The 18,330-nt window shown below is 71.7% G+C and carries 11 protein-coding genes; 7 read left to right on the top strand and 4 right to left on the bottom strand.

The annotated features are described in order from the left end of the window. Positions 1-701 (bottom strand): IF-2 protein (locus HNV26_RS22320; protein ID WP_253816905.1); only part of this gene is annotated, 701 nt, incomplete at its 3' end. A gap of 125 nt (positions 702-826) precedes the next feature. On the opposite strand from HNV26_RS22320, the gene HNV26_RS22325 reads away from it, so the two are divergent. The 4 genes from HNV26_RS22325 to HNV26_RS22340 are packed head-to-tail and all read left to right on the top strand — an operon-like array spanning position 827 to position 10,704. After that, the gene (locus tag HNV26_RS22325) at positions 827-6,421 is read left to right on the top strand and encodes a methyltransferase domain-containing protein (protein WP_253816906.1); all 5,595 of its coding nucleotides are present in this window, start codon (positions 827-829) and stop codon (positions 6,419-6,421) included. 24 nt (positions 6,422-6,445) lie between these two features. After that, positions 6,446-7,297, top strand: coding sequence for a diaminopimelate epimerase (gene dapF / locus HNV26_RS22330; RefSeq protein WP_171443028.1), 852 nt, complete (start codon positions 6,446-6,448; stop codon positions 7,295-7,297). 37 nt (positions 7,298-7,334) lie between these two features. Continuing rightward, complete coding sequence (locus HNV26_RS22335) at positions 7,335-9,185, top strand: GGDEF domain-containing response regulator (RefSeq protein ID WP_171443029.1); 1,851 nt, start codon at positions 7,335-7,337, stop codon at positions 9,183-9,185. Between the two features lie 19 nt (positions 9,186-9,204). Then, on the top strand, positions 9,205-10,704 hold the full coding sequence (locus HNV26_RS22340; RefSeq protein WP_171443030.1) for a DUF4388 domain-containing protein: 1,500 nt from the start codon (positions 9,205-9,207) through the stop codon (positions 10,702-10,704). Between the two features lie 12 nt (positions 10,705-10,716). Here HNV26_RS22340 and HNV26_RS22345 read toward each other — a convergent pair whose 3' ends face one another. Beyond that, positions 10,717-11,244 carry an SHOCT domain-containing protein gene (locus tag HNV26_RS22345; protein ID WP_171443031.1) on the bottom strand — a complete coding sequence of 176 codons (528 nt, stop codon included), beginning with the start codon at positions 11,242-11,244 and terminating at the stop codon, positions 10,717-10,719. A gap of 200 nt (positions 11,245-11,444) precedes the next feature. Continuing rightward, on the bottom strand, positions 11,445-11,699 hold the full coding sequence (locus HNV26_RS38560; RefSeq protein WP_253816907.1) for a hypothetical protein: 255 nt from the start codon (positions 11,697-11,699) through the stop codon (positions 11,445-11,447). A gap of 166 nt (positions 11,700-11,865) precedes the next feature. Between HNV26_RS38560 and HNV26_RS22350 the strand changes: the two genes are divergently transcribed. The 3 genes from HNV26_RS22350 (at position 11,866) to HNV26_RS22360 (ending at position 14,544) form a co-directional block, all read left to right on the top strand. Continuing rightward, entirely contained in the window at positions 11,866-13,479 is a 1,614-nt protein-coding gene (locus tag HNV26_RS22350; RefSeq protein WP_171443032.1) for a sigma 54-interacting transcriptional regulator, read from the top strand. A gap of 183 nt (positions 13,480-13,662) precedes the next feature. Then, positions 13,663-14,010, top strand: a complete 348-nt coding sequence (locus tag HNV26_RS22355) for a hypothetical protein (RefSeq protein ID WP_171443033.1) — start codon at positions 13,663-13,665, stop codon at positions 14,008-14,010. A 114-nt stretch (positions 14,011-14,124) separates the two neighbouring features. After that, positions 14,125-14,544 (top strand): hypothetical protein, encoded by a 420-nt coding sequence (locus HNV26_RS22360; RefSeq protein WP_171443034.1) that lies wholly within the window; start codon positions 14,125-14,127, stop codon positions 14,542-14,544. 6 nt (positions 14,545-14,550) lie between these two features. Here the strand turns inward: HNV26_RS22360 and HNV26_RS22365 are convergent, their stop codons facing one another. Continuing rightward, the gene (locus HNV26_RS22365) at positions 14,551-18,222 is read right to left on the bottom strand and encodes a protein kinase domain-containing protein (RefSeq protein ID WP_171443035.1); all 3,672 of its coding nucleotides are present in this window, start codon (positions 18,220-18,222) and stop codon (positions 14,551-14,553) included. Between the last annotated feature and the right edge of the window lie 108 nt (positions 18,223-18,330).

Raw genomic sequence — 18,330 nt, forward strand, 5'->3', positions numbered from 1 at the left:
GGCTGGGACGGCGCCTGGGGGGCCGCCTGGGGGCCGCTGAGGGTGTGCACGGCGCGCCGCAGCGACTCCTCCAAATCGCGGGCCGGCGGGGCCACGACGGACAGCATCTGGTTGGCGCTGCGCGCGTGGCGGCTCTGGCTCTCCGCGGCCAGCTTGAGCTGGGTGAGGGCCTCGCTGACCAGCCGGCGGGCGTCCTCCAGCTTCTGCCGGGCCTGGTAGTAGGCCACGTCCACCATGTGCTTCTGGAGCGTCAGGCGCTGCTCCTCGGTGATGCCGGAGAGCTTTTCCGCGCGCCGGAGGTAGTAGAGGCCCTGGTCGACCCGGGCCGGCTCGTCCGACGCGATGCGCGGCCGGGCCAGGGCCTCCAGGACGGGGAACAGGGCCTGGTCCAACTCGTCCCGGTCGGTGAACTTGCGCGTCAGGAGGGCCGAGACGTCCTGGCCTTCGATGGCGACGGGCGCATAGGCGTCCGCCAGCCGCGGGTCCCCGGTCCGGTAGGGGACCGCGCCCATGGGGGCGTTGCGGCCCTTCATCACCACCAGTTGCCCGTCCTGGAGGGCCAGGGTGAAGGTGCGCGCGTTGAGCTGGGAGAGGAGGAAGACGACCACGCCGCCCAGGCCCAGGATGAGAGTGAAGACGAGGAGCCGCGTGAAGGTACGCCGCGCCCGATAGCCGAATCCCTGTTGTGCCGTTCCGTTCATGTCGCCTGCCCTCCTGACGTGCGAGCGCGAGGCCCATTTCCAGCCCCGGCGCTTAACTTGGGGCGCGCCTGCCCGGGGGTATACTCCCACTCCCGAACACACCGATGCACCACACATTCCGCCGCTTGGGGCCCAGCGAGCTGCTGCCCCGCTACATTTTCGCGGAGAGCCTCTTCGCCCGTCGACGGGTCCTGGAAGTCGATGCGGTCGCCTCCACCGGGGGCGAGAGCGCACGCTTCCTCGTGGAGAGAGGCGCGCGCGCGGTCGTGTCGTGCGACAGGGATGTAGCGGCGGTCGAGGCCGCGCAAAAGGCGCACGGCGGTCCCGTCTTGCGCTTCCGGGCCAACGTCTACGACGACTTCGAGTCAGGCAGCTTCGATGTGGTGCTGGTCGCGGACCTGGCGCCGTACGTGAAGGCGCCGGAGCTGCTGGCGGAGCTGGCGCGGCTGGTGACGAAGCAGGGCTTCCTCGTGGGCGGCCTGCGCAACGTCGCGGGGCTCGCGTTGCCCCAGTTGCTGGAGGCCGAGGAGGGCGTGCCGCCCACCTATGGTCAACTGCTGGACGCCCTGTCGGTCCACTTCGCCCAGGTGGAGGTGGCCACGCAGTCCCCGGTGCTGGGCTACCAGCTCGCCTTCGAGCGGGGCGAAGGGCTCCAGGTGGACGGCACCCTGGTGAATCACAGCGAGGCCGCCTACTTCCTGGTGGTGGCGGGGCAGGACCCGGCGCGCGTGGTGGACCCGACCTGGGTGCAGCTGCCTCCCGAGCCGCTGGCCTTCACGCGGGGCAAGCTCGATGAAGTGGTGGCGCGCGCGAAGTCCTGGGAGGAGCGCAGCGGCCGGCTGAAGGAGTCGCTGACGAAGCTCCGCGCGGAGCTGACGGACCGGGAGGCGGAGGCGGCGTCGCTGCGTCCCTCCTTGGAGACGGCCCGGGATGAGGTGGCCCGGCTCACCGCGCAGTTGGAGCAGGCGCGAGGGAGCCATGAGGCACAGCGCGAGCGGGACGACCTGTCCGGGAAGCTGCGGCGCCGCGAGCTGGAGCTCCAGGTGGCGCAGGAGCGGCTGGCCGACGCGGACCGGCGGCTGGCGGCGCAGCGGCTGGAGGTGGAGGCCGCGCAGCGTGCCCAGGCGGACGCGGGCGTGCAGGTGTTGGCGGCCCAGGAGTCGCTGCGGCTGGAGCGTGCTCGTCGTGAGGAGACGGCGGCTTCTCTAGAGGAGGCCCGCGAGCGGCTGACGCAGGCGTATACGCAGGTGCGGGACCTCCAGGAGGAGCAGGCCACGCTGCGCATCGAGCGCGAGCGGGACCGGCTGGCGGCCGAGCGCGCCGTGGAGCAGTCCGAGGACCGGCGGCGTGCCGCGGAGGCCGCGCGCGAGCGGGAGCTGCGCATCGCGGAGCAGTACTCGGCGGCCCTGGCGGCCGTGGAGCACCTGAAGGCCGAGGCGGCTCAGGCCGCGGAGACGTCCCGGGACGCGGGCGCCGCCGTCTCCATGAAGGATGCGGAGCTCGCGCGCACGGCTCGGGAGCTGGTGGACGCGCGGCAGCGGACGGCCTCGGCGGAGGGGGCTCGGAAGGACGCGGAGTCGCGGCTGGAGTCGCTCCAGGCGGAGGTCCGGGGCCTGGAGACGGAGCTGGCCGCCGCTCGCGAATCGCAGTCCCGCCTGGGCCAGGAGGTGGAGGCCCTGACGCACGCGGAGGCTTCCGCGCGGGCCACGGCGCAGAAGTGGGAGGAGTCGCTTCATCACGCCTCGCAGCGGTTGGAGGCGCTGGAGGCGGAGCGCGCTCGGACCGAGGAGCGCCTGGGGCAGGCGCTGGAGACGGAGCGGGACGCGCTCCAGTCCCGGCTGACGTCGCTGGAGCGCGAGCTGGAGGACGAGCGGGCTCGGGCGACCGCGCTGGAGCAGCAGGTCCTGGATGAGGTCTCCGCGAAGGGCGAGGTCGAGGCCCGGCGGCAGGAGCTGGCGGAGGAGCGCGCGGCCTTGGTCCGGCGCGTGGTGGAGCTGGAGTCCGAGGCTTCCTCGCACGCTCGTACGGGACGGCAGTCCTCGGAGCGCGCGGCGGAGCTGGAGTCCGCGCTGCGGACCGCTCGCGAGGAGCTGGAGTCCGCGCACCTGGAATGGCAGGCGTCGGAGGAACAGCTCGGGCGCGTTCGCGGGGAGCTGGATTCGGAGCGTGAGGCCCGGGCCGCGGTGGAGGAGGCGCTGCGGCTGGCGCGTGGGAAGCTGGAGGGCGCGGCGCAGCGGCTGACGGAGGCCGAGGCCACGCTCTCGCGGACCCGTGAGGCGTTGGACGCGGAGGTCGCTCGGCGCACCGCGCTGGAGAACTCCCTGGCGGAGGTTCGGGATTCGCTGGACTCCGAGCAGGAGGGGCGGACCCGTGCGTTGGAGGCGCTGCGTGCGCAGCTCGAGGCCGAGCAGGCGCGGCGCAGTGATGCCGAGGCGACGCTCGCGGAGACTCGGGCTGGACTGGATGAGGCTCGCCAGACGCTGAGCCAGGTTCGGGACGCGCTTGCTTCCGAAGAGGAGCGGCGCGCTCGGTGGGAAGCGGCGCTCGGGGATGCGCAGGCGCTGCTCCAGGTGGAGGGGCAAGAGCGCGCGCGGTTGGAGGTGGCGCTCACCGCGGAGTCGGAGCGACGGGCTCAGGCGGAGGACTCGCTTGTAGGGGTTCAGGCTCGCCTGGATGAGGCGCTGGCGCTGCGCGCGCGGACCGAGGCGGAGCTCGTATCGGCCCAGGAGGCGCTGGTCCGGCACGAGGCTCAAGGCCAGACGGCGCTCGCTTCCGAACGTGAGGAGCGTGAACGGCTGGCCGCGGAGCTCACCGCGATGCGGGAGCGAGCCTTCGGCGCGGACGAGGTCGTCACCCGGCTCCAGGCCGAGGCGGCTTCCGAGCGCGAGGCGCGTGCCCAGGCGCAGGAGGCGCTCGCAGCGGAGCGTGAGGCGCTTGCCCAGGTTCGTGCGGACCTGGACGTCGAACGCCAGGGGCGCGGCGATGGCGAGGCCGAGCTGGCCCGCGTGCAGGGGTTGCTTGGGGTGGAGCAGCAGGCCCGCACGGGGGCGGAGGCCGCGCTGGCTCAGCTCCGTGCGACGCTTGGGGCTGTGCAGCAGTCGCTGGCGGATACCGAAGCTTCCCTGGCCGAGGCGCGTGCTGCGCTGACTGCGGAACAGCAGACGCGCGCCGAGACCGAGGCCGTGCTGGCGCAGTCTCGCGAGGCGTTCGCGGCGGAGCAGGAGGCTCGCGCCGAGACCGAGGCCGTGCTGGCGCAGTCTCGCGAGGCGTTCGCGGCGGAGCAACAGTCTCGCGCCGAGACCGAGGCCGTGCTGGCGCAGTCTCGCGAGGCGTTCGCGGCGGAGCAGCAGGCTCGCGCGGCCATCGAAGCCGCCCTGGCCCAGGCCCGAGAGGCGCTTGCCGCGGAGCAGCAGGCTCGCGCTCAGGCTGAGTCCGCACTGGCGCAGTCGCGTGCGACGCTCGAAGCGGAGCAACAGACTCGCGCTGATGCCGGTGCCGCGCTTGGACAGACTCGCTCGGCACTGGAGTCCGAGCAGCAGGGCCGTGCAGAGGCCGAAGCCGCGTTGGCGCAGGTCCGCGCGGTGCTCGAAGCGGAGCAACTCACGCGAACCGAGGCGGAGTCCGCGCTGCAAACGCTGCGCACGGAGGCGTCCGAGCGCGACCAGGCCCGGCAGGAGCGGCTGGCTGCCGCCGAACGTGTCATGGCTGAGCAGGAGCGCGCGCTCGAAGCGCAGCGTCTGGCGGCCGAGGCTCGCGAGCAGGAGCTGCGCGATACCGTGACGCGCCTGGAGTCGGAGCGAGCGTGGGCGGAGGACACCGCGAAGGAACAGCGCTCGGCGTTGGAGTCCCGACTCTCGGAGGCGCGCGCGGCGCAGGAGTCGGATGCGGCGCGTGCGGTCGCGCTGGCTCAGTCCCTGGCGGACCTCGAGTCGGCCCGAAGCGCGGCGGATGCCCAGCTCGCCGAGCGTGCGGGAGCCATCGGGGCGCTGGAGACGCAGATCGCCCAGTTGCGTGAGCAGGTCGCGGAGCGTGAAGCGGAGGCGGGCCGTGTCAGTGATGCCGTCGCCGAGGCTCGCGAGGCGCTGACCCGACAGGAAGCCGCCGCGCAGGAGCGACTCTCCGCGGTCGAGCGTGCGCTGGACGACGCGCTCGCTCGGGCGGAGCGGCAGCACGGCGAAATCGAAGCGCTGACGGCGGAGCGAGACCGCGAACGGACGGCCTTGGCCGCGGCGCAGCAGGACCTGATGCATCTGGGCGCCGCGCGGCAGGAGAGCATGCGTCTGGGGGCACAGCTCCAGCGCGCGATGTCGGCCCTGAACGAGCGGGGCATGCACATCGCTCGGCTTGATGCCGAGTTGGTGGATGCGCAGGACCGGCTCGCGGCGCAGCGGGAGAACGCCGAGTTGCTCATGGTGCAGCTCGAGACGGCGCGGCGCTTCGCGGGCAAGGCCACCGCGATGGAGAACTCGCTCGAAGCCGAGCGCGCCGCGCTGGAGACGCTGCGGACCGAGCTGGCCCGCGCGACCGAGGCCGCCGCCACGGAGCAGGCGAGGGCGAACGCGCTGGAGGCCCAGCTCACGGACTCCGCTGATGGACTGACGCGGGCCCGTAGCGAGTTGGAGGTCCAACGCGCCGAATTCGAAGGAAAGCTCTCGGACGCCGTCTCGCGTTCCGAGGCCCTTCGCGCGGAGCTCGAAACACGACTCGCCGATGCTGTCGAACGGGCCAATGCACTCCGCGCAGAGACGGAGCAGCAGCGCGCTGGACTCGAAGCGCAGCTCGCGGAAGTCGCGGCCTCCGCAGAGGCACAGCGCGCCGAGTCGGAGACCCGGCTGGCGGACCTCAACGCCCGGTTCGAGGCACAGCAAGCGGAGCTGGCAGAGGCCAGCGACCGCGCGGCCCGGCTCTCCGACACCGCTGACCGCGCCCATGCCGACAGGGCCACACTGGAGGCCCACGTCGCCGAGCTCACGTCCCAGCTCGAGGTGCTCCGCGCCGACCTGACCGCCGCCACGGAGCGGGCGGCCACGCTTCAGTCCGCCCAGGAGCGCCTCGCCCGTGCGGACTCCGACCGCGAGCGCCTCCAGTCCGACCTGTCCGTCGCCCGCGCCGCCCGGGTCCGCCTCGAAGGCCGCGTCACCGCCCTAGAAGCCGCGTCCATGGACGCCGTCCGGATCCTCGACGCCGAGCGCGCCGAGCGCACCCGCCTGTCCCAGGCGCTCGAAGTGGCCACGCAGCAGCTCCAGCAGCACGACGGCAGCGCGGCCGGGCAGGTCGCATTGCTCCAGACCGAGCGCTCCCTGCTCGATGAACAGCTCCGGGGGCTCGAAACCCAGCTCCAGTCCCAGAAGGCCCGCGTGGACGCACTGGAGGTGGAGCGCACCGAACTCCTGTCCACCGTGGAGTCCCTCAAGGTGTCCTCCCAGCCCGAAGACGTGCTGGAGCTGGCCGCGGAGATGGAGCTCCTCCAGTCCCTGGTGGAGGACCTCCAGCAGAAGCTCGCGGACCGCGAGGCCGAACTGGCCGCGGCACGGCGGCCGGCGTCCCGCGCGGACAGCTTCGCCCCGTTGGACGCACCCGAGCCGGCCAGGAATGAGCTGGTCCCCCCCGCCGGGACGGAGCAGGGCACCAAGGCCCCGGCGCGGCGCCCCCGAGGCGCGGTGCCCGCGCTGGACCTGCCGCCAGAGAAGACGCCACTGAAGCCGGACGAGCGCGAATAGCCGCTCGCGACTAGGATTGCGCCCGTGGAAGCTCGCGAGCGCATCTTCAAGTATCAGGGCCTGGGCAATGACTTCGTCGTGCTGGACCGGCGCGGCTCCGGCGAGGACATCGACGCCGCCACGTCGCGGTGGATGTGCGACCGGCGCCTGGGCATCGGCGGGGACGGGGTGCTGGCGCTGCTGCCCTCCGAGCGTGGCGTCGCCCGCATGGTCGTGCACAACGCCGACGGCAGCATCGCGGAGATGTGTGGCAACGGCCTGCGCTGCGCGGTGAAGTTCCTGGTGGATGACTCGGGCCAGACGCCAGGCCACCTCGACGTGGAGACCGGGGCGGGCGTGCTCACCTGCTACCCCTCGTATGGCGAGGGCCGCGTGGTGGCCGTGGACATCTCCATGGGCCCCGCCCGGCTGGTCGCCCCCAACCTGCCTTCGGGCGCCACGGGGCAGCCCTTCCTGGATGCCTTGGTGCCGGGCCATCCGCCCCTGCGCGCCTACGCGGTGAGCATGGGCAATCCCCACATGGTCCTCCTGGACCAACCGCTGGAGGATGCCTCGCGCCTGGGGCCCCTGCTGGAGCACCACCCGTCCTTCCCGGACCGCACCAACGTGGAGTTCGTCCGTGTGGACTCGGACGGCCTCACCGTGGTGGTCTGGGAGCGAGGCTGCGGCCTCACCCAAGCCTGTGGGACGGGCGCCTGCGCGTCCGCCGTGGCCGCCGTGCTGGCCAAACGGCTCCCGGCCGATGCCTGGCTGCGTGTCACCCTGCCAGGGGGAGACCTGCGCATCCGCGTCCCCGCCGACCTGTCCGACATCCGCCTCCGTGGACCAGTGGCCTTCGTCTTCGAGGGCGTTGTCGCGATTCCCTCGGGCCGGTAACCTCCCGCGTTCCTCTCACCCCAGGTCAGAACGCGCCGTGGCCGGACCCATCCTCGTCGTCGACGACGACCTGTTCTTCCGTCAGCTCGCCAGCGACTTGCTCACGCATAACGGGCATCGCGTGGTGGCCGTGGAGAACGCAACGCTCGCGCTCGAAGAGGCGGCACGCACGTCGTTCGACCTGGTCATCACCGATGTGGTGATGCCGGGCGTGGACGGCTTCGCTCTCACCGCGCGCCTGCGCGAGCGGGACCCCGACCAGGAGGTCATCCTCGTCAGCCAGCGCACCGACATCCGGGGCTCGGAGGTGGCGCTGCGCTCGGGCGCGGCGGACTGTCTCTCCAAGCCGGTGAACGCCAACGACATGCTGCTCGCCGTGGACCGGGCGCTGGAGCGCGCGTCCCTGCGCCGCGAGCGGACGCAGCTTCGTGACGAGAACCTGGAGTTCGCCCGCTTCCACAACCTGCACCAGCGCTGCCTGGAGCTCCTGTCCCATCCCGACCTGGAGTGGCTCCAGGAGCGGCTCACCTCGGAGCTGGCGGCCATCTGCGACGCGCAGAGCGCCGCGCTGTGGGTGGTGGATGACCGGGGAGACCTGGTGCTGCGGGCCTACCGCGGACTGCTGGACCGGCAGTTCCTCGCGGAGAAGATGAGCCCGGAAGGGCCGCTGTCCGGCCGGCTGCGCGAGGCCCAGCCGTGGCTGGCCCGCGACGAGCGCTCGTCGGTGATGTACGTGCCCCTGGTGGCGTCGGGGGAGGTCGTCGGGTTGGCGCAGCTCTCCGACCCGCTGTCGGGAGACTTCCGGCCCGAGCATTCGCGCGATGCCCGCTTGCTGGGTGACTTCGCGGCGGTGGGCCTGAAGAACGGCCGGAAGATGCTCGCGCTCCAGCGCCTGGGCCTCAGAGACCGCGAGACGGCGGCGTACAACCTCAGCTACTTCACCGACTACGCGTCCAAGGAAATCTACAAGGCCCGGCGCTATGGGCGGACGTTCTCCCTGCTGACCTTCTCCATCGACAACCTGCCGCTGGTGCGCGTGCGCCAGGGCGCGGCGGACGCGAAGAAGGCGGTGCGCGGCATCATCAAGGCGCTCAGCAAAATCATCCGCGACTCGGACGTCATCGCGAAGGCGAGCGACCAGGAGTTCTACCTCCTGCTGCCGGAGACGGACTTCTTCGGGGCGCTGATGTTCGTGCGCCGCGCCGTGGCCGCCGTGCGCGAGGAGCCCGAGGCCATGGAGGTGGACCAGCGCCTCCCGCTGGCGATGGTGGGCGGGGCCAGCACCTTCCCCAAGGACGGCGAGGACTTCGACGAGCTGGTGCACCGCTGCCGCCGCCGCATGGACGAGCGGCGCGCGTCGTTGCAGCGCCGGCTGATGCTGGACGGGCTGCCCTTCTGGGACGAGGTGGACCTGCTGCTGGGCACGCCGAACAGCCCCCGGCTGCCGGTGGACGAGCGCTCCGAGCCGAGCCGCCGGGGCAAGGTGTCCGACGTCCTCTTCGACGAGCTCCAGGCGGAGATTGCCCGGGAGATGATGCGGGACCCTGGCTCACGCGGCCTGCTGTACGTGGGCGGGCCGGAGATTCGCACGGACCTGAACATCGCCGCCGGGCTGGAGTCCGCGCCTCCAGATCTGGCGTCGCGCATCTACCTGCTGGGCCGCCGCGTCGACCTGGAGTCACACCCCGCGCTGACGCCCGTGTTCCTGGAAGGCGACGACCGCATCGCGCGGCACGAGTTCATCCTCTGGCTCTCCGAGAACGCGGCCTACGCGCTCATCCAGCGGCGGGGCCACGGAGCGACGTGGGGGTTCCACACCTCGGACACCGCGGTGGTGGACGGGCTCATCTCCAAGCTGCAGGCCGAATACGACCTGCAGCCCTACTGACACGAAGCGGAGCGCCACCGTGGCCCCGGTCCGGAAAATCCTCATCGCCGACCCCGACCTCGAGTCCGTGCGCTCGCTGTCGCGGGCCCTGCGCACCAAGGGCTATCAGGTGCACTACGCGCCGGATGGCTCGCGGGCCCTGGAGGTGGCCGTGCTGCGCCACCCGGACCTCACGCTGTTCGACGAGGCCTGCCGGCTGCTGGACGCGCGCACCTTCATCCAGATTCTGCGCACCAACCCGCGCACCGAGGACATCCCGGTGGTGCTCACCACCGCGAGCTTCGAGTCGGACCGGCTGCGCGGCCTGCGGGACGGCTACCTGCGCAAGCCCTTCAACCTGGACGAGGTGCTCAGCCGCATCGAGCACATCTTCCGGCGCAGCGAGGCGGCCAAGGACCTCAAGAGCGAGCAGCAGGAAATCGAAGGCTCGCTCAGCCAGCTCAGCATCCCGGACCTGATGCAGTTGTTGGGCATGAACCGGCGCAGCGGCCGGCTGACGCTGGAGCGCGGCAACGACCGGGGCGAGATTTCCGTCGTCGAAGGCCGCCCGGTGAACGCGAAGCTGGGGCGCGTGGAAGGGGAGAAGGCCCTGTTCCGCCTGCTGGCGTGGGTGGACGGGACGTTCACCTTCTCGCCCGGAGGCAACACGGCACGGCCGCGCATCAACCGCGGCATGGATGACGCGCTGCTGGAGGGCATGCGCCAGTCGGACGAGGTGAACCGGCTGATGCCCGGCCTGCCGCCGCGCCACACGCGGCTGATGCTGGCGCCGGACGCGGACCTGCAAGGAGACCAGCATCCGGTGACGCAGCAGGTGGTGGACCTGCTTCGCCAGCCACGCGCCCTGGGCGAGGTGCTGGACCTGGCGCCGGCCACCGACCTGGAGGTGCTCAACGTCCTCACCACGCTCATGCAGCGGGGCGTGGCGAGGGCCGCGGACGGGGACGGCGTGGAGACCGCGTCCGGCGAGCTGCTGGGCGCGGCGGAGGTCCACGCGCTGCGCGGCCGGATTCTCCGCACGCGAGCGCCCGCGAAGGTGGCCACCGCGAAGATCTTCGTGTGCGGCAGCGGCGCGAGCGCGGCCCGGCGGGTCCTCTCGCGCATGCCCGGCATGGAGGCGCTGTCCGCCGAGCCCACCGCGGTGAAGAGCGGCTTCGGCACGCTGGGGCGACTGGTGCTCAGCGAGGTGCTGCGCCTGGACTTCTGCGTGCTGCCCCCCGCGGAGGCGGCGCGGCCGCTGTGGCGTCCCTTCACGGCGGGGGCCCTGGGCGCGCTGCTGATGGATGTGGCCGAGCCCTCCGTGCGGCTCGCGCACTACCTGGCCTGGGAGGTCCGGATGCCGGTGGTGGTGGTGGGCGCGGAGGTCCCCGCGGCGTTGCAGGGGGCTCCCGCGGGAGCCCTGGGCGCGGCGGATGACCTGGCGGACGCGCTGCGCTCGCTGCTGGTCCAGGCGCTCAACCCGGCGCCCACGCTGCCCGGCGTGCCCCAGGTGCAGCGGGCCGCCGCGTCCATCGTGTAGGGCGAGGCCGCTTCAAAGACGCGAGAGAATCTCCGCCTTCTTCTGTGCGTACTCGTCCTGCGTGATGAGCTCGTTGTCGAGCATCGACTGCAAATCCTTCAAGGCCTTCACCGGGTCTCCCGCGGAGGGCAGTCCTTGAATCACGAAGGCCTCGACAGGCGCCGTCTTGACCGCGCCGACGATGGCGACCTTGCTGGGGTCGTCCCGGTCGACCTTGACGCTCAGGCGCATCCCCTCGCCCAGCGCCCCGGCGCTCTGGTGTGGCCCCAGCCGCTTCCTCACTCGCGCCTGATACGACGCGCGCCCGCGCTGACGGACCTCCAGGAGCAGTTCGAAGACGGGGCGGCGGCTGATGCGCAATCCCGTGTCCCTCAACTCGAGCACGGTGGCCTCGGCTTCCTCGCCATGCTTGAGCACATCCCGCTCCACCATCGCGTCACGGGCGAAGCTCCCGATGACCCAGGTGGCATAGAGGAAGATGCCGCCGAAGAGGAGCGTGACGAAGATTTCGGCTGGCGTCGCTGGAATCAACACGTCCATTGGGCAGACACCCTACCATTCCTCCGCCACGCTCCGGACGGACCGGCGTATCACCCCAGCAGCCAGCGAATGACCTCCGGCAGCCGTCGCTGCCAGTCCCGCTCGTGATGCTCGCCGCCCCAGTGAGGCGCCCATCACCGCCGTCCACTCGGGCTCCTGGCGGGCGCGGTACGTGCGTTCGATTGTATGGCTTCAGTGTTTCAATGACGAACCGCGCTGAGCCACGCCTCCACCTGGTGCTCCGCCACCAGCCATTTCCGCATGAGGTTGGTGCTCCAAGTGTCGAGGCGCGCGGACTCTGGATGGCCGAACACGTTCTTCCCGTCCTGAATGGAGAGGACAGGAAAGGACCTGTCAGGTGAGGCGTCATCCGTGTCGGGTGTGTAGATGCGGACAGTGCGTGTGCGCCCCTCTTGCGGGGAGGCGAAGTCGCGAAAGAGATGGACGCATCCCATGGGGTCCGGAAGTTGGAGCCAGCGGAGGAGGAGAGGTCTCGCCCCTGCACCGGCCACTTCCCCCAACCCACGGGATTCTCACGTCGCTTCCGCGGTGGATGAACCCAGCGCTCGGGCGTCCGGAGGTGTAGGCTCAACGGGTATCCCAGGACTCACACGAATACCCATGCAGCAGAAACTCGCCGCAGACATGTCGACCACCGCGGGCCGCGCACAGGCCGGGCAGAGCCCGGTGGCGCTCTCCGTGCCCGCCTTGACGATTGTGTCCCATCCCCAGCCGCAGCGCATTGGCGAGCGGCTGTTGCTGGAGGTGCTCGCGTCCCAGGGGCGCACGGCGGCCCTGTCTCGCAACGCGCCGGACTTCTCTCGGCCCGGTGGGCTCATGGCCCTCCCGTTGGGAGACCCATTCCTCAGCCGCAAGCCGGTGGAGTTCGAGCCCGGCCCACGAGGTGGCCTCCGGATGCTGGTGCCGGAGGACGGCACCCAGGTGCGCGTGGCGAACGAGCCCGTCGTGGGCGGCCGGGAGTTCTCCCGCGAGGAGCTGTCCGCCGGGGTGCCGCTGGTGCTGGCCGACCGCGTGGTGCTCCTGCTCCACCTGGCCTCGTCCTTCCGTCAGCCGGGCGTGCTGGACCTGGGCATCGTCGGCCACGGTGAGGGCATCCACCGCGTGCGCGAGGACATCATCCGGGTGGCCGACCTGACCGTGCCGGTGCTCATCCGAGGCGAGACGGGCACCGGCAAGGAGTTGGTGGCGCGCGCCATCCACGCCAGTGGTCCTCGCCGCGCCGGCCCCTTCGTCAGCGTCAACCTGGGGGCGCTCGCCAAGGAGCTGGTCGCCGCGGAGCTCTTCGGCGCGCAGCGCGGGGCCTACACGGGCGCCAGCCGGGACCGGGAAGGCTACTTTCGCGCCGCCGAGGGCGGGACGCTCTTCCTCGATGAAGTCGGTGAGTCGCCGCCCGAGGTGCAGGCCGCGCTGCTTCGCGTGCTGGAGACGGGCGAAATCTATCCGGTGGGCGGCCATACGCCGGTGCCCGTCGACGTCCGGCTGGTCTCCGCCACGGACGCGCATCTGGAGGCCCGCATCCAGGAGCGCACCTTCAAGGCCCCGCTGCTGCACCGGCTGGCCGGCTTCGAAATCCTGGTGCCTCCCCTGCGCGAGCGCCGCGAGGACGTGGGTCTGCTCTTCCACCACTTCGCTCGCCAGGAACTGGAGGCCATGGGGGAGGGCGGTCAGCTGACGTCTTCGGACCCGCGCGCCGAGCCCTGGCTGCCCGCGGCCCTGGCCGTCCAGTTGGTGCGCCACGCGTGGACCGGCAACATCCGCCAACTGCGCAACGTCACCCGTCAGCTCGTCATTGGCAGCCGGGGCATGCCGGGGCTGCGCGCCGATGCGCGGCTGGAGCAGGTGCTGGACGCGGATGCGCAGCCAGTCCCCGGGCGTCCGTTGACCGCGCGCACGGGCGACGAGGCGGGGGACGGCGTGAAGGCGCCGCGGCGCAAGCCCGCGGACGTGGGTGAACAGGAGTTGCTGGAGGCTTTGCGCGCCTGCTCCTGGGACCTGAAGGCCACCGCGGACTGGCTGGGCATTCCCCGGCCGTCTGTCTATGTCCTCATCGACAAGAGCTCGCTCCTGCGCACCGCGCGCGATTTGAGCCCCGAGGAAATCACGCGCTGCTTCCACGAGTGCGAGGGCGACCTCGACAAGATGGTGCAGCGGCTGGAGGTCTCCAAGCGCGCGCTCCAGCGACGGGTCCGGGAGCTGGGCCTCAGTGGTGGGTAGTGTTGGCTGACACGTCAGCCCGGACCTGGTGGGTTCGGTTGACGCGTCCATTCGCCTCTCGGGGGCGCCCGGGTGGTGGTGGTCGAGAGAGGCTGCGCGCCAAATCTGGCTGGTACGGTGCCTGCAACTGACAGCCCGCAGCAATCCTTCTCATTGCCCCTTTGGGGCACGGGAGCCGCGCCCATGACCGTTGTCACCGTCACCATCAAGAAGTCGGGGAATCTGGTCTACGAGCCCAGCAACAAGGTCCGGCGTGGGCAACCCGTCCGCTTCGAGCTCGACCTGCTTGACGGCCCTTTGTGGGCGAAGGTGCATCCGCCCGCGTGCCTGGTGGCGACGAATCCCGTCACCCTGGACCGGACCTCCGCGGCGCCCCCCATCTACGAGGACCCGGTCTCCGAATCGGCCGCGTTCATGACGTATGCGTTCACCGTGGAGGTCCCTCCCGTGCCGGAGAAGCCGCACCTCGGAGGCGAGGCGGAGACGAAGAACGGCAACCTGGACGTGACGACGGATCCGCCAGAGCTCTGAGTCGGTCTGACGTGTCATTCGAACCCCATGGGTGGGGCTGACGCGTCCAGGTGCCGCTGAGGACATGTGCCGGTGGTGAGTCTTCGAGGGAGCTGTGAACCAGACCTGTCTGGTATGGTGTGTGCAAATCACAGCAGGCAGCAGTTCATCACACGCCCCAGCGGGGCACAGGAGCCACGGCCCATGGCCATCATCACTGTTCTCATCAGCAAGTCCGGGAACCTGAGCTACATCCCCAACAACAAGGTTCGGCACGGAGACACGGTCCGCTTCGCCATTGAACTGATTGGCGGCGCGTCGGACGTGACGGTGAATCCCCCCGCGTGTCTGGATTCGACGGCGTCGTTCAGCTTGAACAACACCTCTCTGTCCGCCGCCCAGCGCGAGGACCCCGTTGCCGACGGGGCCGCGGTCGGCTCGTACCCGTTCACGGTGGTGACTGGCGGCTCCCCCGAGGCGCGCAGCCACGGGCTCGAGTTGGAGACGAAGAACGGCAACCTGGACGTGACGACGGACCCGCCCAAGGAGTGCTGAGCCACGTCAGGGCGTAGGAGGGCCGGCCAGTGGCTCGCGAGCCGCGCCGAGCCGGCCACTCCATTCGGATTCCAGGTGAGGGTTGCGGGCCAGTGCTTGCCGCAACACCTCCTGGCCCTCGCCGCGCCAGGCCTGCCGTTGCTCGGAGGACGCGCGCGTCTCCGCCAGGGCGAGCAGCCCGCCGCCACGAAGCGCCTGGGCCCGCGCCCACCTGGGCCGGTCCGCCAGGACTTCCGCCACGAGCGCGAGCCCCTGGTTCAGAAGCGGCGCGGCGTCCTCGTTCCTCTGATGGCGCCACGCGGCCCAGGCGAGCTGGAATCGCGCGGTGGCCAGCCGGTAGTCATGCCGGCGTGGCTCCAGGGACAGGGCTTGCTGGAAGGCCTGTGACGCGAGCTCGAAGTCCGATTCCCGAGCGGCGCCCCGGTGTGCCAGCCAGCGGGCCTTGAGCGCGCGGGCCTCGCCCGTGTTGCGCCACGTGTGGCCCTGGCGGGGATTCAGCGTGGTGGCCCGCGCCAGCGACTCCTCGGCCTTCGCCAGCTCCGCCCGTGGGTCGCCGCCGGTCTCCAAGCTCCACGTCGCCAGCAGTGTCTGCACGCGGCCGAGGTTGGCCCAGAGGTCGGCGTCCTGGGGCTGGAGTGAGAGTGCCTGACGGTAGGCCTCCACGGCGGCGCGGCCACTCGGCTCTGGATTCTCCCTGCGCGCGGACTGGAAGGTGGCGCTCAGGGTCCACACCTCGCCCAGGTTGTTGTGGGCGTACACCTGTCTGGGCGCCAGCGTTCGGGCTTCCTCGAAGGCCGCCTGCGCCTGCTGGAGCAGGGGCTCGGGGGCGCCGCCTTCCTCCCAGCGTTGCTCGGCCTGCCACAGCAGCGCCGCGCCCAGCCCGTTGTGGAGGGGGGGGAGCTTCGCGTTGATGCCCAGCCCCTGCCGGAACAGGGCCAGCGCCTGCTCCAGGTCTGCCTCGAAGGGCTCGCCGTGGCTCCAGCGCCAGCGCGCCAACTGCTCGGAGATTTCCGCGCCGCGGAAGCTGGCCACGACGTTGCCGGGATTGAGCGCCAGCGCCTTCGCCAGTGCGTCACGGGCCCGCGTCAAATCTCCCGCGGCGTCGGTGGCGCGTGGATTCGAAGCGCGGCGGCGCAGGGCGTTGCCCAGGTTGATCCACGCGTCGGCCTGGTTCTCCCGCACGCGGATGGCCTCCAGGTACGCGTCAATCGCCTTGCCCTGGTGCTCCAGCGGGTCCACGCCGCGCTCGGCTTCCGCGTCCGCCCACACCTGGTAGGTCAGGCCCAGGTTGGCGTGGAAGGCATAGTCTCGCTCCTCGGGGCGCAGGCGCTCGAAGGCCTCGATGGACAGACGGAGCTGCTCGCTCGGGTCCTGCCCGCGCTCCTGGCGGTAGCGGGCCCACAGCCGGTGGGTGATGGCCAGCTCCAGCGCGACACGGTCGCTGGGCGGCGCCAGGGCCAGGGCCTCGCGCGCGGCGTGGATGGACTTCTCCAGCAGCGGCTCGGCGTCCTCGCGTCCCTGGCTGGTGCGCTGCTCCGCGAGCCGGCGGTGCAGGCGGGAGAGGACGACCAGCGAGCGGTGGTGATCCGGCGCGGCGGTGAGCGCGCGGGTCGCCGCCTCCACGCCGCGCTCATAGTGGGGCAGCACGTTGCCTTCGCCGTACAGCTCCATCACCAGCGCCGCCAGCTCCAGGCGCGCCAGGACGTAGTGGCCCATGGGCTGGCTCTCCGCGGTGGCGACGGCGGCGGCATAGGCGCCGCGGCCCGCGTCCAGGTCCTCCTGCGAGCCGGCCTTGTCGCCCTGGTGCCACCGCTGCGTGGCCCGCGCCAGCAGCACGTCGCCTTGCAGCAGGGGCGCTTCGTAGAACCAGGGCTGCGCGCGGCCCATGGCCTCCAGGTGGGTCAGGGCCTCCTCGTGGCGGCCCTCGTAGAAGGCGAACAGCGCCTTCACATACAGCGGTGGGACGGGGACGTCGGGGCCTTCTGCCTGGCGCAGGTAGGCCAGGGCCGGGTCCCGGTAGTTCTGCTCCAGCTCCTTGCGGCGGACCTCGCGCTGCTCCGGGCTGCGGCGCTCCACGTCCAGCAGCAGCCGCTCCTGGTAGAGGTCTCCCAGCACCTGCGCCAACGCCCAGGCCACCCGGGGCTCGCGGTAGCCCTGGGCCCACGCGGCCTCCAGGCGCTTGCGCGCGGCGTCCCGCTCATCCAACACGAGCAACGCGCGTCCCAGGGCGTACTGACCGGGGCCCAGCGCGTGGGGGCCGGCCTCGCGCACCTCGGCCTCCAGCGCGTCCATGCTGGCGCGCAGCTCGCGCCGGTCTTCACGGGTGTCGTGCAGACGGGACAGGGCGGAGTAGCGCGCGGAGGCCTCGATGCGCTCCACCCGTTCGGTGAAGCGGCGCGTGAGGCGTTCGCGCTCGGCCACCTCGCCGCGGGCGATGCCCGCCTGGATGAGCGCCAGCAACACCACCGACAGGGCCGCGGAGCCCAGCGTCAGCGCCACCCGGTGCTTGCGGGCCTTGCGGCGCAGGCGGTAGCCCAGTCCCTGGCGCGCGAGGACGGGCTCTCCTTCGAGGAACCGCTCCAGGTCCTCCGCCAGCGCCCGCGCCGAGTCGTAGCGGGCGGGCCGCTGCTTCTCCAGGCACTTGAGGACGATGGCCTCCAGGTCCGAGGGGATGTCGGCGTCGAGCGCGCGCGGCGGCGCCGGCTCTTCGTGCTGGAGCCGGGTGATGACCTCCGCCTCGGTGGCGCCGGTGAAGGGCGGCCGGCCGGTGAGGAGCGAGTAGAGCGTGGCGCCCAGCGCGTAGATGTCCGCGCGCCGGTCCAGGCGGGACACCTCGCCGCGCGCCTGCTCCGGGGCCATGTAGTGCGGGGTTCCCTGCACGGCGTTGGGCGCGGCGCCTTCCTCGCGCCAGTCGCGCGCCAGACCGAAGTCCATGACGAAGGGGGCCAGCCCGCCGTCCTCGGTGCGCTCCACCAGGATGTTGCCGGGCTTGATGTCGCGGTGGATGAGGCCCGCGCCATGGGCGGCGTGTACGCCCTCGGCGGCCTGGCGCAGCACCAGCACCTTCTGCTCCAGCGTGAGCGAGCGCGCCAGCTGTCCCAGGGGCTGGCCATCCACGAAGCGCATGGCGATGTAGCCCCGGCCGCGCACCTCGCCGACCTCGTACACCTCGCACACCCGCTCGTGTCGGACGCGGGCCTGCGCGCGGGCCTCGGAGAGGAAGCGCCGGGCCAGCTCCGGGTCGTCCCCGCGCACGAACTTCAGCGCCACGTTGCGGCGGAGCATGGGGTCATACGCCAGGAACACCCGGCCCATGCCACCCTGGCCCAGGAAGCGCACGGGCTGGTAGCGGTCCCAGTCCGGCACCGGGAAGGTGGGGCCGTCCGGCTCCACGGCGGGGGGCGGGGACACGCCCGGGGTGACGGGCGTCAGGGTGGCGGCCTCGAGCGGCCGGCCGGCGCTCGGGTCCGTGCTCTCGGAGGCGAGCTCTCCACGGAGTGCCACCAGGGAGTCCTCCGACAGCCGGCCTCGCTCCCGAAGCAGCTCCAGGGGGCCACGCCGCAGGCGGAGCGCTTCCTCACGCAGGACCGCCACCTCCTCGCCGGAGAGCAGTCCTTCGTCCATCGCGAGGAGGAGCTCCTCCTCGTACGTCTCATTCAATCGCCCCGCCACGTGCACGGCCCCAGCATACGGGCTGGCGCGTGGCGGGGGGAAAATCCGCCGGGAGGCCCACGAGGCCGGCGGAGTTGGCCTCAGAGGGAGGTGTGGACCTCCCGGCGGAAAGGT

Source organism: Myxococcus xanthus, from assembly GCF_013116825.1.
GTDB classification, from domain to species: Bacteria; Myxococcota; Myxococcia; order Myxococcales; family Myxococcaceae; genus Myxococcus; species Myxococcus xanthus_B.